The following is a 14,153-nucleotide window of genomic DNA, read 5'->3' as shown; positions in this document are numbered from 1 at the left end:
CATGGTCTCGCTGCATTTGCTCACGGTCTTCATCGGCGCACTCGTTGTCGTCTATGCGCTGCCCGGACCGGACATGGCGGTGGTCATGCAAACGAGCATGACGCGAGGCACCCGGCACGGACTGGCGACCGCCGCCGGTCTGGCGCTAGCACGCGCCGCGCACGTCACGCTCTCGGCCTGCGGCGTGGCGGCGCTGTTGCGCGCGGCGCCGTGGCTGTTCGAGACCGTGCGGATCGTGGGCGCGATCTATCTGGCGTGGGTGGCGATCCAGATCTGGCGCTCGCCCGCGTTTGGCATGGACGTTGAGGCCGCATCGAACGACACCGCGCCGCCGCTCTCACACGCCTTCCGCCGCGGCGTGCTCTCGAGTGTGCTCAACCCCAAAGCGCTGCTGTTCTGTTCGGTACTGCTGCCGCAGTTCGTGCGTCCCGAAGCGGGGCCGGTGTGGTCGCAAGTGCTGGAACTCGGCGTGCTGCTGCTGATCGTTGGCGCGATTTTCGACGTGACCCTTACCTTCGGCGCGGCCCGTATCGCGCGCTGGTTGCGCACCCGCCCGCTTGCACAAAAAGTACAACGCTGGTCGTTCGGCGCAGCCCTCATGGCATTCGCCGTACGGCTGTCGCTCGACTGAAATGGCGGGCACAATACCGCTCACCGACATCGCCTGCCAGTTAATGCACCGACTTGGTGTGTTTCGCTGCGACACCGCAAATCGGGGTGCGACACAACGTCGCACCCGTTGAATTCCCAGAACCTTCCCGCATTGCTGCATTGCACAGCGTTTACCGCCAAAAAGGTGTCGATCTGCCGGGAAAACGTCGCGCGCGTACGCGTGAGAGTCGCGCGACACATTGTCGCGCTACTGGGTGGGCAATGTCCGGCCTAATTAAACTTCGGCATAATGCCGCACCGTGATGGAAGTAAAAGACAAGAAGTCGGACAGTGACTTGAGGTCTGCGGGCGGCAATCCGCCCCGGTTCCCGTCTTTTCGATGACACAGTCGTCGTAGTTCAACCGGTGCAATACCGGCGTGACGACTGCTCCCGTCCCACCTTAACCCTTGCCAACCTCCTGCGACCCTGCATCAGGCCGGTAAGCCCGTGTTGCGCCGTTCGCTGGCCAACTCAACCCTGTCGTGTGACATGAAGAAACACAGAAACCCGCGATTGTTTAGGCTCCTCGCCTTGTGCTCGCCGCTGCTTTTGGCTGGCTGCGACATGACGCTGCTCGACCCTAAGGGGCAGATCGGAATTGAGAACAAGAACCTGATCCTCACGGCCACCTGGCTGATGCTGATCGTGGTGATTCCGGTCATCCTGATGACGCTGTGGTTCGCGTGGAAGTACCGCGCAACCAACAAGTCGGCGCGCTATGAGCCGAATTGGTCGCACTCGACGGCCATTGAGGTCGTGGTCTGGCTCGTGCCGATCATCATCATTGCGATCCTCGCGCGCATCACCTGGGTCTCCACCCACGAACTCGATCCGTACAAGCCGCTGGAAAGCGAAGTGAAGCCGATTACGGTCGAAGTCGTGGCGCTGAACTACAAGTGGTTGTTCATCTACCCGGAACAGGGCATTGCGTCGATCAACGAACTGGCCGTTCCTGTCGATGTCCCGGTGAATTTCAAGATCACCTCGGAATCGATCATGAACTCGTTCTTCATTCCGCAATTGGGTAGCCAGGTCTACTCGATGGCCGGCATGGAAACGAAGCTGCACCTGATCGCCAACCACGTCGGCGCGTACGACGGCATCTCGGCGAACTACAGCGGCGGCGGCTTCTCGGGCATGCGCTTCAAGACGCTGGCGATGACCGATGGCGACTTCCAGCAATGGGTCACGAAGGTGCGCGAGTCGAAGAAGGTGCTCGACCGCGACGCTTACGCCTCGCTGGTGCCGATGAGCGAGAACACGCCGGTGACGTATTACAGCTCGGTCGACGCGAACATGTTCCAGTCGATCGTGCACGCCCCGATGGCATCGGGCATGGCGCAGAAGCACGAAGGCCATGAGAACCACGGTGCCATGGAAATGAAGGGCATGGACATGAAGATGGAAATGAAGGGCGCGGGCACCGATGCCGCGACGGCTCCGGCCGCCGCCGTCAACGTGCAAGGCCAGTCGATGACCATGGCCATGGACGCCGGTGCGCACGCGATGCACGCCGGTACGGCTGCGCACGCGCATAAGGAGTAATCAACCATGTCAGCACTGTTTGGCAAACTGACTCTCGAAGCCATCCCGTACCACGAGCCGATCATCGTCGGCGCGGTCGGCATGATGGTGCTGGGCGGGCTGGGCATCATTGCTCTGCTCACCTACTTCGGTAAGTGGAAGTACCTTTGGAACGAGTGGGTGACGTCGGTCGATCACAAGAAGATCGGTGTCATGTACGTGCTCGTCGCGCTCGTCATGCTGCTGCGCGGCTTCGCCGACGCCATGATGATGCGTACCCAACTCGCGCTTGCGCACAACTCGGGCGGCATTCTCCCGCCGGATCACTACGACCAGATCTTCACCGCCCACGGCGTGATCATGATCTTCTTCGTGGCGATGCCCTTCATGACGGGTCTCGTGAACCTCGTGGTGCCGCTGCAGATCGGCGCACGCGACGTGGCCTTCCCGTTCCTGAACACGCTGTCGTTCTGGCTGTTCGTGGCCGGCGCCGCGCTGGTCAACCTGTCGCTGGGCGTGGGTGAATTCGCGCGCACGGGCTGGCTGGCTTACCCGCCGCTCTCGGGCATTCAGTACAGCCCCGGCGTGGGGGTGGACTACTACATCTGGGCCTTGCAGATTTCAGGATTGGGGACGTTGCTCACCGGGGTGAACTTCGTCGTCACGATTCTGAAGATGCGCGCACCGGGCATGAACCTGATGAAGATGCCGATCTTCACCTGGACTTCCCTGTGCACGATGGTGCTGGTGTGCGCCGCGTTCCCGGTCCTGACCGTGACGCTGGCTCTGCTTTCGCTGGATCGCTACCTCGACTTCCATTTCTTCACGAATGAGTTGGGCGGCAATCCGATGATGTACATCAACCTGATCTGGATCTGGGGTCACCCTGAGGTGTACATCTTGATTCTGCCGGCGTTCGGCATCTTCTCGGAAATCATCTCGACGTTCTCCGGCAAGAAGCTGTTCGGCTACAAGTCGATGGTGTACGCCACGGCCGCGATCATGGTGCTGTCGTTCCTCGTGTGGGCGCACCACTTCTTCACGATGGGCTCGGGCGCCAGCGTGAACGCCTTCTTCGGTATCGCGACGATGATCATCTCGATCCCGACCGGCGTGAAGATCTTCAACTGGCTGTTCACGATGTACCGCGGTCGCGTGCAGATGACCACGCCGGTGCTGTGGACGCTGGGCTTCATCGTCACGTTCGTGATCGGTGGTATGACCGGCGTGCTGCTGGCCGTGCCGGGCGCGGACTTCGTGCTGCACAACTCGCTGTTCCTGATCGCTCACTTCCACAACGTGATCATCGGTGGCGTGCTGTTCGGCTACATCGCCGGTATGAACTACTGGTTCCCGAAGGCTTTCGGCTTCAAGCTCGACGAGCGTCTGGGCAAGGCAAGCTTCTGGTGCTGGCTGATCGGCTTCTACCTCGCGTTCATGCCGCTGTACGTGCTGGGCCTGATGGGTATGACCCGTCGTCTGAACCACTACAGCAATCCGGAATGGCAACCCTGGCTGATCGCCGCGCTCATCGGTGCACTGTTCATTGCCGCGGGTATTGGCTTCCAGGTGCTGCAACTGGTCGTGTCGATCAAGAATCGCAAGGCGCTCGCCGACACCACGGGCGATCCGTGGAACGGCCGCACGCTGGAGTGGATGACGTCGTCGCCGCCGCAGTTCTACAACTTTGCCGAAGAGCCGCGCGTGCATGACATCGACGAGCTGGCCTATCGCAAGGAACACGGCATCAAGAGCGATCTGAAGACGAGCTACGCCCCGATTCACATGCCGAAGAACACCGGCGCCGGTTTCATCATCAGTGCTTTCTCGCTGGTGTTCGGTTTCGCCGCCATCTGGCACATCTGGTGGCTCGCCATCGTTGGCTTCGTGGGCATGATCGTGACGTTCATCTGCCGCAGCAACAACGATTCGATCGACTACTACGTGCAGTCGCCGGAAGTGGTGGCCATTGAATCGGCGCACCATCAGGCACTGGCCGCAGCAGCAAAGGCTTAATCATGACGAGCGAAGTTCTCAAACACACTGGCGCGCATGCCGATGCGCATGCGCATGACCACGCGCACCACGACACCGGGGGCAACACGATCTTCGGTTTCTGGGTGTACCTGATGACCGACCTGGTGCTGTTCGCCAGCTTGTTCGCCACGTTCGCCGTACTGCGTGACGCCACGGCGGGCGGCCCCACGGGCAAGGAACTGTTCGACCTGAAGTTCGTGCTGGTCGAAACGTTCATTCTGCTGTTCTCGTCGATCACCTATGGCTTCGCCATGATCGGCCTGCACAACGGCAAGAAGGGTGCCGTGATGGGCTGGCTCGCCATCACGTGGATTCTGGGTGCGGCGTTTATCGCCATGGAACTGTACGAGTTCCACCACCTGATCCTCGAAGGCGCAGGTCCGAACCGTAGCGGCTTCCTGTCGTCGTTCTTCGCCCTGGTGGCAACGCACGGTCTGCACGTGGCCTCGGGCCTGCTGTGGATGGCCGTGCTGATGTACCAGATCGCCAAGAAAGGCCTGAGCTCGACCAACACCACGCGTCTGCAGTGCCTCTCGCTGTTCTGGCACTTTCTGGACGTGGTGTGGATCGGCGTGTTCACGGTCGTGTACCTGATGGGAGCGATGTAAATGAGCAATAGCAAATCGGTGCAATCGCACGGCCACGAAGCTGGCCACAATGCGGCCGGGGGTAGCCACGGCAGCGTGAAGTCGTACCTGATCGGCTTCGTGCTCGCAGTCATCCTGACGGTCGTGCCGTTCAAGCTGGTGATGGATGGCACGATGCCGCCGTCGACGGTGCTGCCGTTGATCCTCGGCGCTGCCCTCGTGCAGATCATCGTCCACCTGATCTACTTCCTGCACATGGACCGCTCGTCGGAACAGCGCTGGAATGTGATGGCGTTCCTGTTCACCGTGCTGATCGTGGCCATCGTGCTCGTCGGCTCGCTGTGGATCATGCACAACGCCAACTCGTTGATGATGCCGGGGATGTAAGTCTCCGGACTTGCCCTGGATGTTTGGGCGAGTGAGAAAGGCGGCTTCGGGTTTCCGGGCCGCTTTTTTTTGTTGGCGTTTGTGCGGGGGCCGGTGTTGGGTGGTGCGGCTTTGCCGGTGCGGTATGCAAAAAGGGCAATTCGAATCATCGAATCGCCCTTTTTGCTCACGCCGCGTCGCTACGTCGACACCGCCCGCTATTCAACCCCTTCCGCCCCCGCCGACCTCCATACCCGCGGCGCTTGCCGGTACCCTGACTCCGTTCCAACTTTAAAGTCTCTCCGTCAGGGCACCGACAATCGCCGCTCATGCATCCTGTAGCGTCATCGTCCACGTACTGGCCCGTGGCGTCGAATCGTTCAGGGAGCAGTTGCAATGGACTTCACTGAGTCGCACCGATAGGTGTCGTCGCATCGCGAACGTATGGGGATCGGGGTGGGGGTCGCCCGCGGTGCGACTTAACAGGCATTGGAGTGCCGCGGGCGGCCCCCACCCCGATCTACCGCTGACGTGGGAAGTGGGGTAGGCGCGTCAACGATCCACTCCGCAAAAAAATCAACCGTGAGGCGCTTTATCGTCGGGCGGCGTGTCGGAAGTCGGCGCCGCCAGAATCACGCCGGGCCGTACCGGCAGATCCGGACGAATCCCGAGCAACGGCAACGCTTGCGACGCGATTTCCGCAAACGCCGGACCGGCGGCCTGACCGCCAAAGTGCTGCGATGCCTTCGGCTCGTCCACGGACACGGCAATCACCAGACGCGGCGCCGATAACGGCGCAATCCCGACGAACGAGGCGCGATATTTCGAGTGATCGTAGCCATGGGCACCGGCCTTGTACGCCGTGCCGGTCTTGCCGCCGATGCTGTAACCGGCCACCTGCGCCGTCGTTGCGGTGCCGCCGGTATCCACCACGCTAGCCAGCATCTTGCGCATCTCTACTGCCGTGCGCGCATCGATCACCCGCACTCCCTCGGGCTGCGCCGGCGTGTCGGGCTTGATGATGGAGATGGGCACGAGCACGCCGTCGTTCGCGAAGATCGTGTAAGCGCGGGCCAGTTGGAACAGCGAGGCGGAAATTCCGTATCCGTAGGCCATGGTCGCCTGCTCGATCCGTCGCCACGATTTGTAAGGACGAAGACGCCCCGACACCGCGCCGGGGAAGCCCAGCTTCGGCTGTTGCCCGAGGCCGATCTCGGTGAACATGTCCCACATCTCTTCGGCGCGCAACATCGTCGACACCTTCGTCATGCCGATGTTGCTCGACTTCTGAATGACGCCCGCCGCGGTCAGCACGCCGTTGGCACTGTCGTCCGAGATCGTCGCGCCTTCGAAGACATAACGGCCCGGTCCGGTATCGATGGTCGTGGTCGGCGTCAGGCGGTGCAGATCGAGCGCCAATGCCATCGTGAACGGCTTGAGAATCGAGCCCGGTTCGAAGACGTCAGTGAACACCCGGTTGCGCAGTTGTTCGCCGGTCAGATGCTCCCGGTCGTTCGGGTTGTACGTCGGCAGATTCGCCAATGCCAGCACCTGGCCGCTCTTCGCATCGATGACGACGGCCATCGCGGCTCTCGCGCCAGTGCGATCCAGCGCATGCTTCAGCGCTTCGTGGGCGATGTACTGCACCCGCGTGTCGAGCGTCAGACGAATGTCCTTGCCGTCGCGCGGCGGGCTGGAGTCGTCCAGGTCCTGAATCGTGCGTCCGATCCGGTCCTTGATCACGCGCCGCACGCCAGCCGTCCCTTCGAGCAACGGCTCCTCGCCGAGCTCCATGCCTTCCTGACCTTTGTCCTCCACGTTCGTGAAACCCACGACATGTGCCGCGACTTCGCCTTCGGGATAGAAACGCTTGTATTCACTGCTCTCGTAGACGCCGGGAATGCCCAGCGCTTCGACTTGTTTGCCGATCTCGGGCGAGACCTGACGCTTCACGTAGACGAACTTCTTCTCGCCGATGAGCTTGGCGCGCAATTCCTTTGTCGGAATGTCGAGCAGCTTGCTGGCTTTCTGGATGTCGCTCTCGGAGAGGTCGTCCGGCACTTCGGCCGGCACTGCCCAGATCGTGCGCATCGGCAGACTGGTGGCGAGCACGCGGCCATCGCGATCCTCGATCTTGCCGCGTACGCCCGGCATGACGATGGCGTGCTCATAACGCTTTTCGCCCTGCGCGATGTAGAAGCCGTTACCCGGTCCGGCAATCCAGAACGCGCGCACGACCAGACCGATGAAGGCGAGGGTGATGACGATGACGACGAATTTGGATCGCCATAACGACATGCGCGATTGCAAAACAGGACTGGCGGCGAACGTAACGTCCTTGGGCTGGCGGTTCTTTTGCATGGCGCTCGCGGGGCGATGAGAGGCTGAAACGACGATGAGTTGCGATGAGCCCGTCTACCACTTATGGCTCAATTTCCAGGCGAGATAGCGTAGCACGCAAGCGAGTGTTGCAGTAGCGCAAAAGCCCCGTCACACGGGGCTTTCGACGTTTTTTTCAAGGCTTTCGACACGTCTTTTCGCGTGAGTGTCGGCTGATGAAACCGGAAGCGAATTCCGTCCCTGGAATCGTCGGATCACTTCGCCGGATCGAAGCGCAAGTCACCGTACCAGGCGTGGGCGGTGGCGTGCGTGTTGTCGCTATCGGTGAATATGCCGTAGCCGAGCAGCTTGCCCGGTTTTTCCTTGTAGACGCGCTCGAAGTCGGCCGCGAGATTGCGTGAGAAGGTTTGCCATTTGCCGAGCGACGCCTCGCCGCTGGCGACGACAAGCATTTGTACCCGGTCGGTGTGCGGGTTCTGGATCACGCTCCCCACGGGCGCATCGTTGGACCAGATATACATCAGGGTGGCGTAGGGCAGGTCTTCGCCGCCCGCCTTTGCCAGCGTCATGGCGGCGCGGTCGCCGAACGGCAGCGACGACTTGTCGCCATCGAAGAAGAATACGACTCGTGCCGGCGCATCTTCCTTGTCGCTCACCCGGTTGTCCGCGCCGGGAATCGCCGCGTCCACCTTCCAGCGCCACGCGACGACGGGCGTCGCACTCAGGTCGATGCCGTCACCCTTGGCTACGAGCGCCGACGCCGAGTCGGCCGAGTTCGCCTCGATGACATTGCGCCTGCCATCGGCCACCACGGTGTAGGCGGTGAGCTTTTTGCCGGTGACGACCGGCAGGTTTTGCCATCCCGTCGGCAAGGCACTGCCCGGTGGCGCTTTGGAAAACGCAATGGCCGCCGGTCCGGGCGGCGATGCGTCGGCGGCCACGGCGGGTGTCGCGTGTGCGCCGATGGTGGTCAGACATGCGATCAGGGTCGTGGCGGCCACGCCGCGGGAGCGCAAGCGGGACAGACGTCGAGAAAACGATGAGCGAAGCGTCGGGACAATGCATGGCATGGCGAACGACTCCCACATTGAAAGGCGAACTCAGCGTTGCTGCATGGCGACCCGCAGCCCCAGACCGATGAAGAGGGTGCCGACGATCTTGCCTTGCCAGCGCAGCAGCCACGTGAAGCGGCCCACGAATTTTCCCAGCGGGCGCACCGACAAGGCGATGGCTGCGGTGTACAGCGCACTCATCGCAACGAACACCATGCCCAATACGAGGAACTGCAGGAAGGCGTTCCCTTCGCTCGCATGCACGAATTGCGGCATGAATGCGAGGAAGAAGAGGGCTGTCTTGGGGTTGAGCACCTCCGTTGCCACGGCCTGCACGAAGGCTCGGCCCGGCGAGACCCGGGGCGGTGTCGGCAATTGCGGATCGGCCGGGCGCTCGCGCAGCGCCTTGATGCCGAGATAGATCAGGTAGGCCGCGCCGACGTATTTCACCACGTCGAACGCCAGAGCCGAGGTCATGAGCACGGCAGACAGTCCGAGCGCCGCGAACAGCGTGTGCACGAGGTCGCCGAAGGCGATCCCCATGCCGGTCATGACACCGGCGCGGCGTCCGCCCTGCACGGTGCGCGTGATGGTCAGCAGAACGGCAGGCCCGGGAATCAGAAAAAGTCCGAGTACGACAACGACAAACGTGGCAAGCGTGGCCAGGGTCGGCATGACGGCCTCCTCCAATAGGGACGAGCGAGTTTTCAGTGAGTCGGGACGATGCAATGCCGACATCATCCCAGATTCTGCGAGAGGCCGCCCGAAAGGGCCGGGAGCGAATCCTGAAGCCGGGCGGGCGCCGGTGGCGGACCATGCCCGCTCTTCCGGTCCGCGCGTTCCGTGCACATGCTTTGCATTTCATGCCTGCTTTCTGCCCGCTTTCTGTCTGCGTTTGGCCAGCTTTCGCCTGCTTCGTGCGTTCCTCGTGCCTGCTTCTCGCCCGTCATGGCGGGCAGGACCCTGCGGACCGGCACGGACTGGTGTGGATGGGTGCGGATCGGCGTGGATCGGCGTGGATCGGCGTGGATCGGCACCACGACTCATCAAGGAGCCTGCGCCATGTCAATTGTGTCCGATGCGCCCCGCACTTCCCACTCGCTCTCGACCGGCACGCTGCCCGGTGTGAGCACGGTCCTTCATCTTGCGACGGACGCGATGCATTGTGTTCTCGACAGCTTCCGGGCGGACTTCACCGGCGCCCTCGCCTGTGTGCGCGACAGTGGGTTACGTCATCTGCTCGCCGATGCCTGGCATCAGGCAGGCCGACGATTCCGTCCTCAGGCCGGCGCGCAGCCCGGGGTGGCGGGCGTTACGAATGTCGCGAATGTCGTGGACGTTGGCCTGGCCTGCGCGCTGAGTGCCCTCACGCTCGGCGCGACATGCAGTTACCTCTGGCCGGAACTCAGGGCGCTGGAGCGGGCAATCGGGGGCGGTGGCGAGGCGCGGCGCGCGTGGGCCTTGCAGACGGATTCGCAACTGCGTCGGCGCACGCTCGCGGATGTGACGGCAATGCGTCAGTGTCTCGCGGTGTTCGATGCGACAGCGCCCGCTGCCAACGCGCAGCAGGGCGGCGCCTCGCTGCCGCGTCGCGCGCTCGCGGAAATGCATATCGCCGAGGCGCTGTTGCTGCACATTGCCGACGCCCCGCAATCCGATCTGGCACGCAGTGACCGCGTCTCGGGCCTTTGCCAACTGATGGCCCACGGCCTCGGGTTCAAGCTGCCCAAGCCCATGCGCGAAGCCCTGCTCATCACCGACGAACGCCGGTCACTCATTCGCGATGACAGCGCCTTCGCGTTGCTCAGAGACCGGCTCGAACCGGATTGGCGTCACGACGCCCCCGGATCGCCGACGTTCACCGTCCACCCCATCGACGTGCAGGTGTTCGATCCTGCCGAAACCACGGACGATCTGTCCGCGAAGACGCGAAACGACCGCCGCTTGCTCACGCACCCTACGGCGTTAAGACGCGTCCGTACCCGACTCACGGAACTGTTCGCCGCCAGTGTGCGCGACGACTGTGGCGGCACCGGCGATTGGCGTGAGCTCGCGCAACGCGCGATGGCGGTCGCGGCGCAAGAAGGCTTGACGTGTCGCCAGGTGCTCGACGCACTCGGCGTTGCGACGCGCGCCGGCATCAGTGCCCGCTACGCCTGGCGCTGGTCGGATGAGCCGGCGCCGGCGCCCGGCGAGACGATCCGTCCAACGATTCCGTTGGACGTGGCCCGCTGGATCGCCCGGGTGATGATCGTGGCGGGCCGGCCTGAGTCCAGCGCCGTCAACGTTCCATGTCCGGCTCGCCTTGCCGCATTGGTGCGCGGGGACACGCCGCCCTCGCTGAAGATCGGCAGCCCTGACTGGGTGCGTCTGGTGGACGGCATCGGCGCGATGGGCCGGGATCACTGGCATGCGTCGTTGGCTCAGGTGAGCGCGCGAGGCTAAACCCATCCTCTGGCGTCAGCCGCCGGAGCCGCCCACGAGAATGGCGCTGTCTTGCGGTCCATCTGCGCTGCCCATGCATGTGTTGGCCCGATGCCACCGTACAACGCGTTTCGGCCACTCATGTCGTTGCGATCCGTCTTACAGATAAGCGCCACCGAGCAGCCCGGCCACGCTGCCGAGGGCGAGCCACCACAGCGGATGGACTTTCGTGCGAATGGCCAGTACGGCAACACTGGCCGTAATACCGGCGAGCAGCCACGAGGTGGCCGATGCCTGGGCGATCAGCGCTGCGCTCGCAGCCACCAGCCCGGCGGTCATCGGCATCAGGCCCGCCTGCACGATACGGCGCCACGGCCGGTCTCGGAAGCGTTCCCAAAGATGCAGCACACCGGCCGTGATGAGCGACGACGGTCCGAACTTGGCGATCGACGTGACGAGCATGCCCTGCCAGCCGGCGACATGCCAGCCGACGAGCGTCACGATCATGAGGTTCGGACCGGGCGCCGCCTGTCCCAGCGCGAACAAGGCGCTGAATGCTTCGGAGGTCATCCAGTGGTGCAGATCGACGACCTGACGCTCCATCTCCGGCAGGATCGTGTTGCCGCCGCCAAAGGCAAGCACCGACAACTGCGTGAAGATAAGGGCGAGGGAGATGAGCGTGCCGGTCATTGCGAGACTCTCCAGGTGGCATAGATGGAGATCGGCGTCATCACCAGCATGGTGAGCACGAGCGGCACGCGCAGCACGGCAATCGCGATGAAGCACGCTACCGCCACGCCGCCGAGCGCCAGCGACTTGCGCAGCGGCCACGAAACCTTCCACGCCATCTGAATCAGCAGACCGGCAGCAGCGGCCGCCAGCCCGGCGAAAAGATGCTTCACATGCGCATCGTTCTGAAAATGCTGATAGATCGAGCCGAGGACGATCACGACCGCGGACGGCGCAGCAATCAGCCCGAGGATCGAAGCCAGCGCGCCGCGCCAGCCATGAAAGCGCATGCCGAGCGCGACCGAGAGATTGATGATGTTGCCGCCCGGCAGAAACTGGCACAGACCGAGCAAATCGGTGAACTCCGCAGACGTGATCCACCGACGCTTCTCGACGATCATGCGTCGCGCCAGCGGCAACGCCCCGCCGAACGCGGTCATGCCCAGGCCGAGAAAGCCGAGGAACAGTTCGCGCACGCTGGGCGCCTGAGTGACGGGGGAGGGGATGGCTGTCGGATCCGCGGTGGCCGGTGTGACGGCGGTAGGTGGGGCCGGAATGTTCATGGCGGGCAAATTCGAAGAGCGGTATTGCTAAGGGGCCGCCCGGCAGAGAGTGTCTTCGATGGAGGGGCACGATTGCCGCGCGGGACCCCTTGAGATTAGGCGGATTGCGCTATATTGTCCAATATATGGAAGTGACTTGAATCATATCGAAGCAATATGGCAAACGTCGACGTACGCCTGCTCCGCTATTTCATTGCGGTGGCTGAAACCGGACACATGACGCGTGCAGCGGAGCGTCTGGGCATCGGGCAACCGCCGCTCTCGCAACAGATCCGGGTGCTGGAGACGCAACTGGGCGTGACGCTGTTCGAGCGTCTGCCGCGCGGCATGGCGCTCACCGATGCCGGGCAGGCATTTCTTGCCGACGCCTACGAGGTCGTGCGCAAGCTCGATCAGGCGGTCGACGACGTGCGGCGCGTTGCCGCCGGCGTGAAGGGACGCCTGTCCGTAGGCTTCACCAGTTCGGCAGCGCTGCACCCGTTCGTGCCGACGGTGATTCGCGCCTTTCGCAGCGACGCCCCGTCGGTATCGCTCATGCTCGACGAATCCAGTACGGGCGAATTGCTCGACGGATTGCGCGACGGCCACATCGATGTCGCCTTCATTCGGCAACCGCAAGGCAATACCGGAGAGATTGCCGTGGTGCAGGTGCTGGAGGAGCCGATGGTGTTGGCGGTGCCCTCGGCGCATCCGCTCGCGCGCACGGGCCGCGGGGCGAAGGTCACCAAAGCCGCCAAAGCCGCCAAAGCCGCCAAAGCCGCCAAAGCCGCCCAAGCCGCCAATGCCCACGAAGCGGCCGTGCCGATGACGGCAATCGCCTCCGAGAAGCTGATTCTCTATCGCCGTCGCGCCGGGCAGGGGCTGTACGACGCCATCATCGCCGCATGTCACAGCGCAGGCTTCAGTCCGGCGATCGAACAGGAGGCGCCGCGCCTGCTCACTACGCTCTCGCTCGTCGCCGCAGGGCTTGGCGTGTCGGTGGTGCCCGCGTCGCTCATGCGCATGCAGATCGAGGGCATCGTGTACCGACCGCTCGCGCCGCCGCCTCGCGCACCGCTATGTTGCGCCTACCGGGACGGAGTGCTTGCCGGGCCGACCGCGCGCCTGCTGGAGCACGTTCGTGCGGTCGCAGGGGCATAACGTGCCGTTAGCGATCAACCATCAGCCGACAGCCGACTGCCATTCGCCAATGGCGTCGCAACAGCGCGTCAGGCCGCCGCGCCGCCTTTTTGCGTGAGCAACGCTTCGATGTGCCCGTGTAATCCCACGTCGGTCCATTCCAACTCGCCCATGCGCCAGAAGCGCGCATTGCCTGCGCGGTCGACCAGATAGGTCGCGGGCAGGCCAAGCGAGCCGAAGCGCTTGTACACCGCGCCGTTCGCATCGAGCAGGACGGTGCCGTCGATGGGCAACTTGTCGACAAAGGGCTTCACGGTCGCGGCCGGTTCCTTGTAATTGACGGCCAGCAGCGTGAGGCCGCGCGCACGGTATTGACGCACGACCTCGCCCATCGCCGGGATCTCGTTGCGACAAGGTCCGCACCACGTCGCCCAGAAGTTCACGATGACCACGCGCCCGCGATACTGCGACAAGGCATAGGTCTTGCCATCGAGCCCTTCCAGGGCGAAGGCGGGGGTCGCCCCTCGCCATGCCGACAGCGTGCCGCCGGAGGTGCCGGCGAGCGCGCTGTCGTCGACTTCCGACGCGCCCTTTACCGGTCCGGCCGCTAACGCCGGGGTGCCGGTCCCGCCCAGTGCCGAGGCGGCGCCGAGCGCGCCGAGCGTATGAAGAAAATGACGGCGTTGCATGGCAAAAGCTCCCTGGGGGCGTGGGGCGAGCGATGACGATCAGGCCACCGCTCAGGTCGTGCTCAGGTGG

Annotated in this window: 13 protein-coding genes; 7 read left to right on the top strand and 6 right to left on the bottom strand. The window is 63.4% G+C overall.

Annotated features, from left to right (window positions below):
* Position 1 precedes the first annotated feature (1 nt).
* The 5 genes from UC34_RS17280 to UC34_RS25685 all read left to right on the top strand — a co-directional run bounded on the left by UC34_RS17280 (position 2) and on the right by UC34_RS25685 (position 5,188).
* Positions 2-631: a LysE family translocator gene (locus UC34_RS17280; RefSeq protein WP_044456538.1), complete on the top strand. Its 630-nt coding sequence runs from the start codon at positions 2-4 to the stop codon at positions 629-631.
* A gap of 511 nt (positions 632-1,142) precedes the next feature.
* Positions 1,143-2,198: a ubiquinol oxidase subunit II gene (gene cyoA, locus UC34_RS17275; protein WP_084070763.1), complete on the top strand. Its 1,056-nt coding sequence runs from the start codon at positions 1,143-1,145 to the stop codon at positions 2,196-2,198.
* A 15-nt stretch (positions 2,199-2,213) separates the two neighbouring features.
* Complete coding sequence (gene cyoB / locus UC34_RS17270; protein ID WP_044458326.1) at positions 2,214-4,193, top strand: cytochrome o ubiquinol oxidase subunit I; 1,980 nt, start codon at positions 2,214-2,216, stop codon at positions 4,191-4,193.
* Positions 4,194-4,195: 2 nt separating this feature from the next.
* A complete protein-coding gene (locus UC34_RS25690) occupies positions 4,196-4,822 on the top strand; it encodes a cytochrome o ubiquinol oxidase subunit III (RefSeq protein WP_044456537.1) in 627 nt (208 codons plus the stop codon).
* Positions 4,823-5,188, top strand: a complete 366-nt coding sequence (locus tag UC34_RS25685) for a cytochrome o ubiquinol oxidase subunit IV (protein WP_044456536.1) — start codon at positions 4,823-4,825, stop codon at positions 5,186-5,188.
* 555 nt (positions 5,189-5,743) lie between these two features.
* On the opposite strand, the gene UC34_RS17260 is transcribed toward UC34_RS25685, so the two are convergent.
* The 3 genes from UC34_RS17260 to UC34_RS17250 all read right to left on the bottom strand — a co-directional run bounded on the left by UC34_RS17260 (position 5,744) and on the right by UC34_RS17250 (position 9,234).
* Positions 5,744-7,528: a peptidoglycan D,D-transpeptidase FtsI family protein gene (locus UC34_RS17260; protein WP_044456534.1), complete on the bottom strand. Its 1,785-nt coding sequence runs from the start codon at positions 7,526-7,528 to the stop codon at positions 5,744-5,746.
* Positions 7,529-7,761: 233 nt separating this feature from the next.
* Positions 7,762-8,577 (bottom strand): DUF3047 domain-containing protein, encoded by an 816-nt coding sequence (locus UC34_RS17255; RefSeq protein ID WP_084071039.1) that lies wholly within the window; start codon positions 8,575-8,577, stop codon positions 7,762-7,764.
* 30 nt (positions 8,578-8,607) lie between these two features.
* Positions 8,608-9,234 (bottom strand): LysE family translocator, encoded by a 627-nt coding sequence (locus UC34_RS17250; protein WP_044456533.1) that lies wholly within the window; start codon positions 9,232-9,234, stop codon positions 8,608-8,610.
* A gap of 387 nt (positions 9,235-9,621) precedes the next feature.
* Between UC34_RS17250 and UC34_RS17245 the strand changes: the two genes are divergently transcribed.
* A complete protein-coding gene (locus UC34_RS17245; RefSeq protein ID WP_044456532.1) occupies positions 9,622-11,004 on the top strand; it encodes a hypothetical protein in 1,383 nt (460 codons plus the stop codon).
* 138 nt (positions 11,005-11,142) lie between these two features.
* On the opposite strand, the gene UC34_RS17240 is transcribed toward UC34_RS17245, so the two are convergent.
* Both UC34_RS17240 and UC34_RS17235 read right to left on the bottom strand, forming a co-directional pair.
* The gene (locus UC34_RS17240; protein ID WP_044456531.1) at positions 11,143-11,673 is read right to left on the bottom strand and encodes a chromate transporter; all 531 of its coding nucleotides are present in this window, start codon (positions 11,671-11,673) and stop codon (positions 11,143-11,145) included.
* Positions 11,670-12,275, bottom strand: coding sequence for a chromate transporter (locus UC34_RS17235; protein WP_084070761.1), 606 nt, complete (start codon positions 12,273-12,275; stop codon positions 11,670-11,672). Before UC34_RS17235 ends, UC34_RS17240 begins: the two co-directional genes overlap by 4 nt.
* A gap of 156 nt (positions 12,276-12,431) precedes the next feature.
* Between UC34_RS17235 and UC34_RS17230 the strand changes: the two genes are divergently transcribed.
* Positions 12,432-13,415 carry a LysR family transcriptional regulator gene (locus UC34_RS17230; RefSeq protein WP_044456530.1) on the top strand — a complete coding sequence of 328 codons (984 nt, stop codon included), beginning with the start codon at positions 12,432-12,434 and terminating at the stop codon, positions 13,413-13,415.
* A gap of 68 nt (positions 13,416-13,483) precedes the next feature.
* Here the strand turns inward: UC34_RS17230 and UC34_RS17225 are convergent, their stop codons facing one another.
* Positions 13,484-14,083: a TlpA family protein disulfide reductase gene (locus UC34_RS17225; protein ID WP_052811108.1), complete on the bottom strand. Its 600-nt coding sequence runs from the start codon at positions 14,081-14,083 to the stop codon at positions 13,484-13,486.
* Between the last annotated feature and the right edge of the window lie 70 nt (positions 14,084-14,153).

The organism is Pandoraea vervacti (assembly GCF_000934605.2).
GTDB lineage: Bacteria > Pseudomonadota > Gammaproteobacteria > Burkholderiales > Burkholderiaceae > Pandoraea > Pandoraea vervacti.
Note: the sequence above shows the minus strand (reverse complement) of the source record. Positions and strands in the feature narration are given on the sequence as shown.

Coding starts and splice junctions, on each gene's coding strand:
- UC34_RS17260 (WP_044456534.1), bottom strand. CDS start 7,528: ATGCAAAAGAACCGCCAGCCCAAGGACGTTACGTTCGCCGCCAGTCCT.
- UC34_RS25685 (WP_044456536.1), top strand. CDS start 4,823: ATGAGCAATAGCAAATCGGTGCAATCGCACGGCCACGAAGCTGGCCAC.
- UC34_RS17250 (WP_044456533.1), bottom strand. CDS start 9,234: ATGCCGACCCTGGCCACGCTTGCCACGTTTGTCGTTGTCGTACTCGGA.
- UC34_RS25690 (WP_044456537.1), top strand. CDS start 4,196: ATGACGAGCGAAGTTCTCAAACACACTGGCGCGCATGCCGATGCGCAT.
- UC34_RS17240 (WP_044456531.1), bottom strand. CDS start 11,673: ATGACCGGCACGCTCATCTCCCTCGCCCTTATCTTCACGCAGTTGTCG.
- UC34_RS17280 (WP_044456538.1), top strand. CDS start 2: ATGGTCTCGCTGCATTTGCTCACGGTCTTCATCGGCGCACTCGTTGTC.
- UC34_RS17245 (WP_044456532.1), top strand. CDS start 9,622: ATGTCAATTGTGTCCGATGCGCCCCGCACTTCCCACTCGCTCTCGACC.
- UC34_RS17255 (WP_084071039.1), bottom strand. CDS start 8,577: ATGCCATGCATTGTCCCGACGCTTCGCTCATCGTTTTCTCGACGTCTG.
- UC34_RS17230 (WP_044456530.1), top strand. CDS start 12,432: ATGGCAAACGTCGACGTACGCCTGCTCCGCTATTTCATTGCGGTGGCT.
- UC34_RS17225 (WP_052811108.1), bottom strand. CDS start 14,083: ATGCAACGCCGTCATTTTCTTCATACGCTCGGCGCGCTCGGCGCCGCC.
- cyoA (WP_084070763.1), top strand. CDS start 1,143: ATGAAGAAACACAGAAACCCGCGATTGTTTAGGCTCCTCGCCTTGTGC.
- UC34_RS17235 (WP_084070761.1), bottom strand. CDS start 12,275: ATGAACATTCCGGCCCCACCTACCGCCGTCACACCGGCCACCGCGGAT.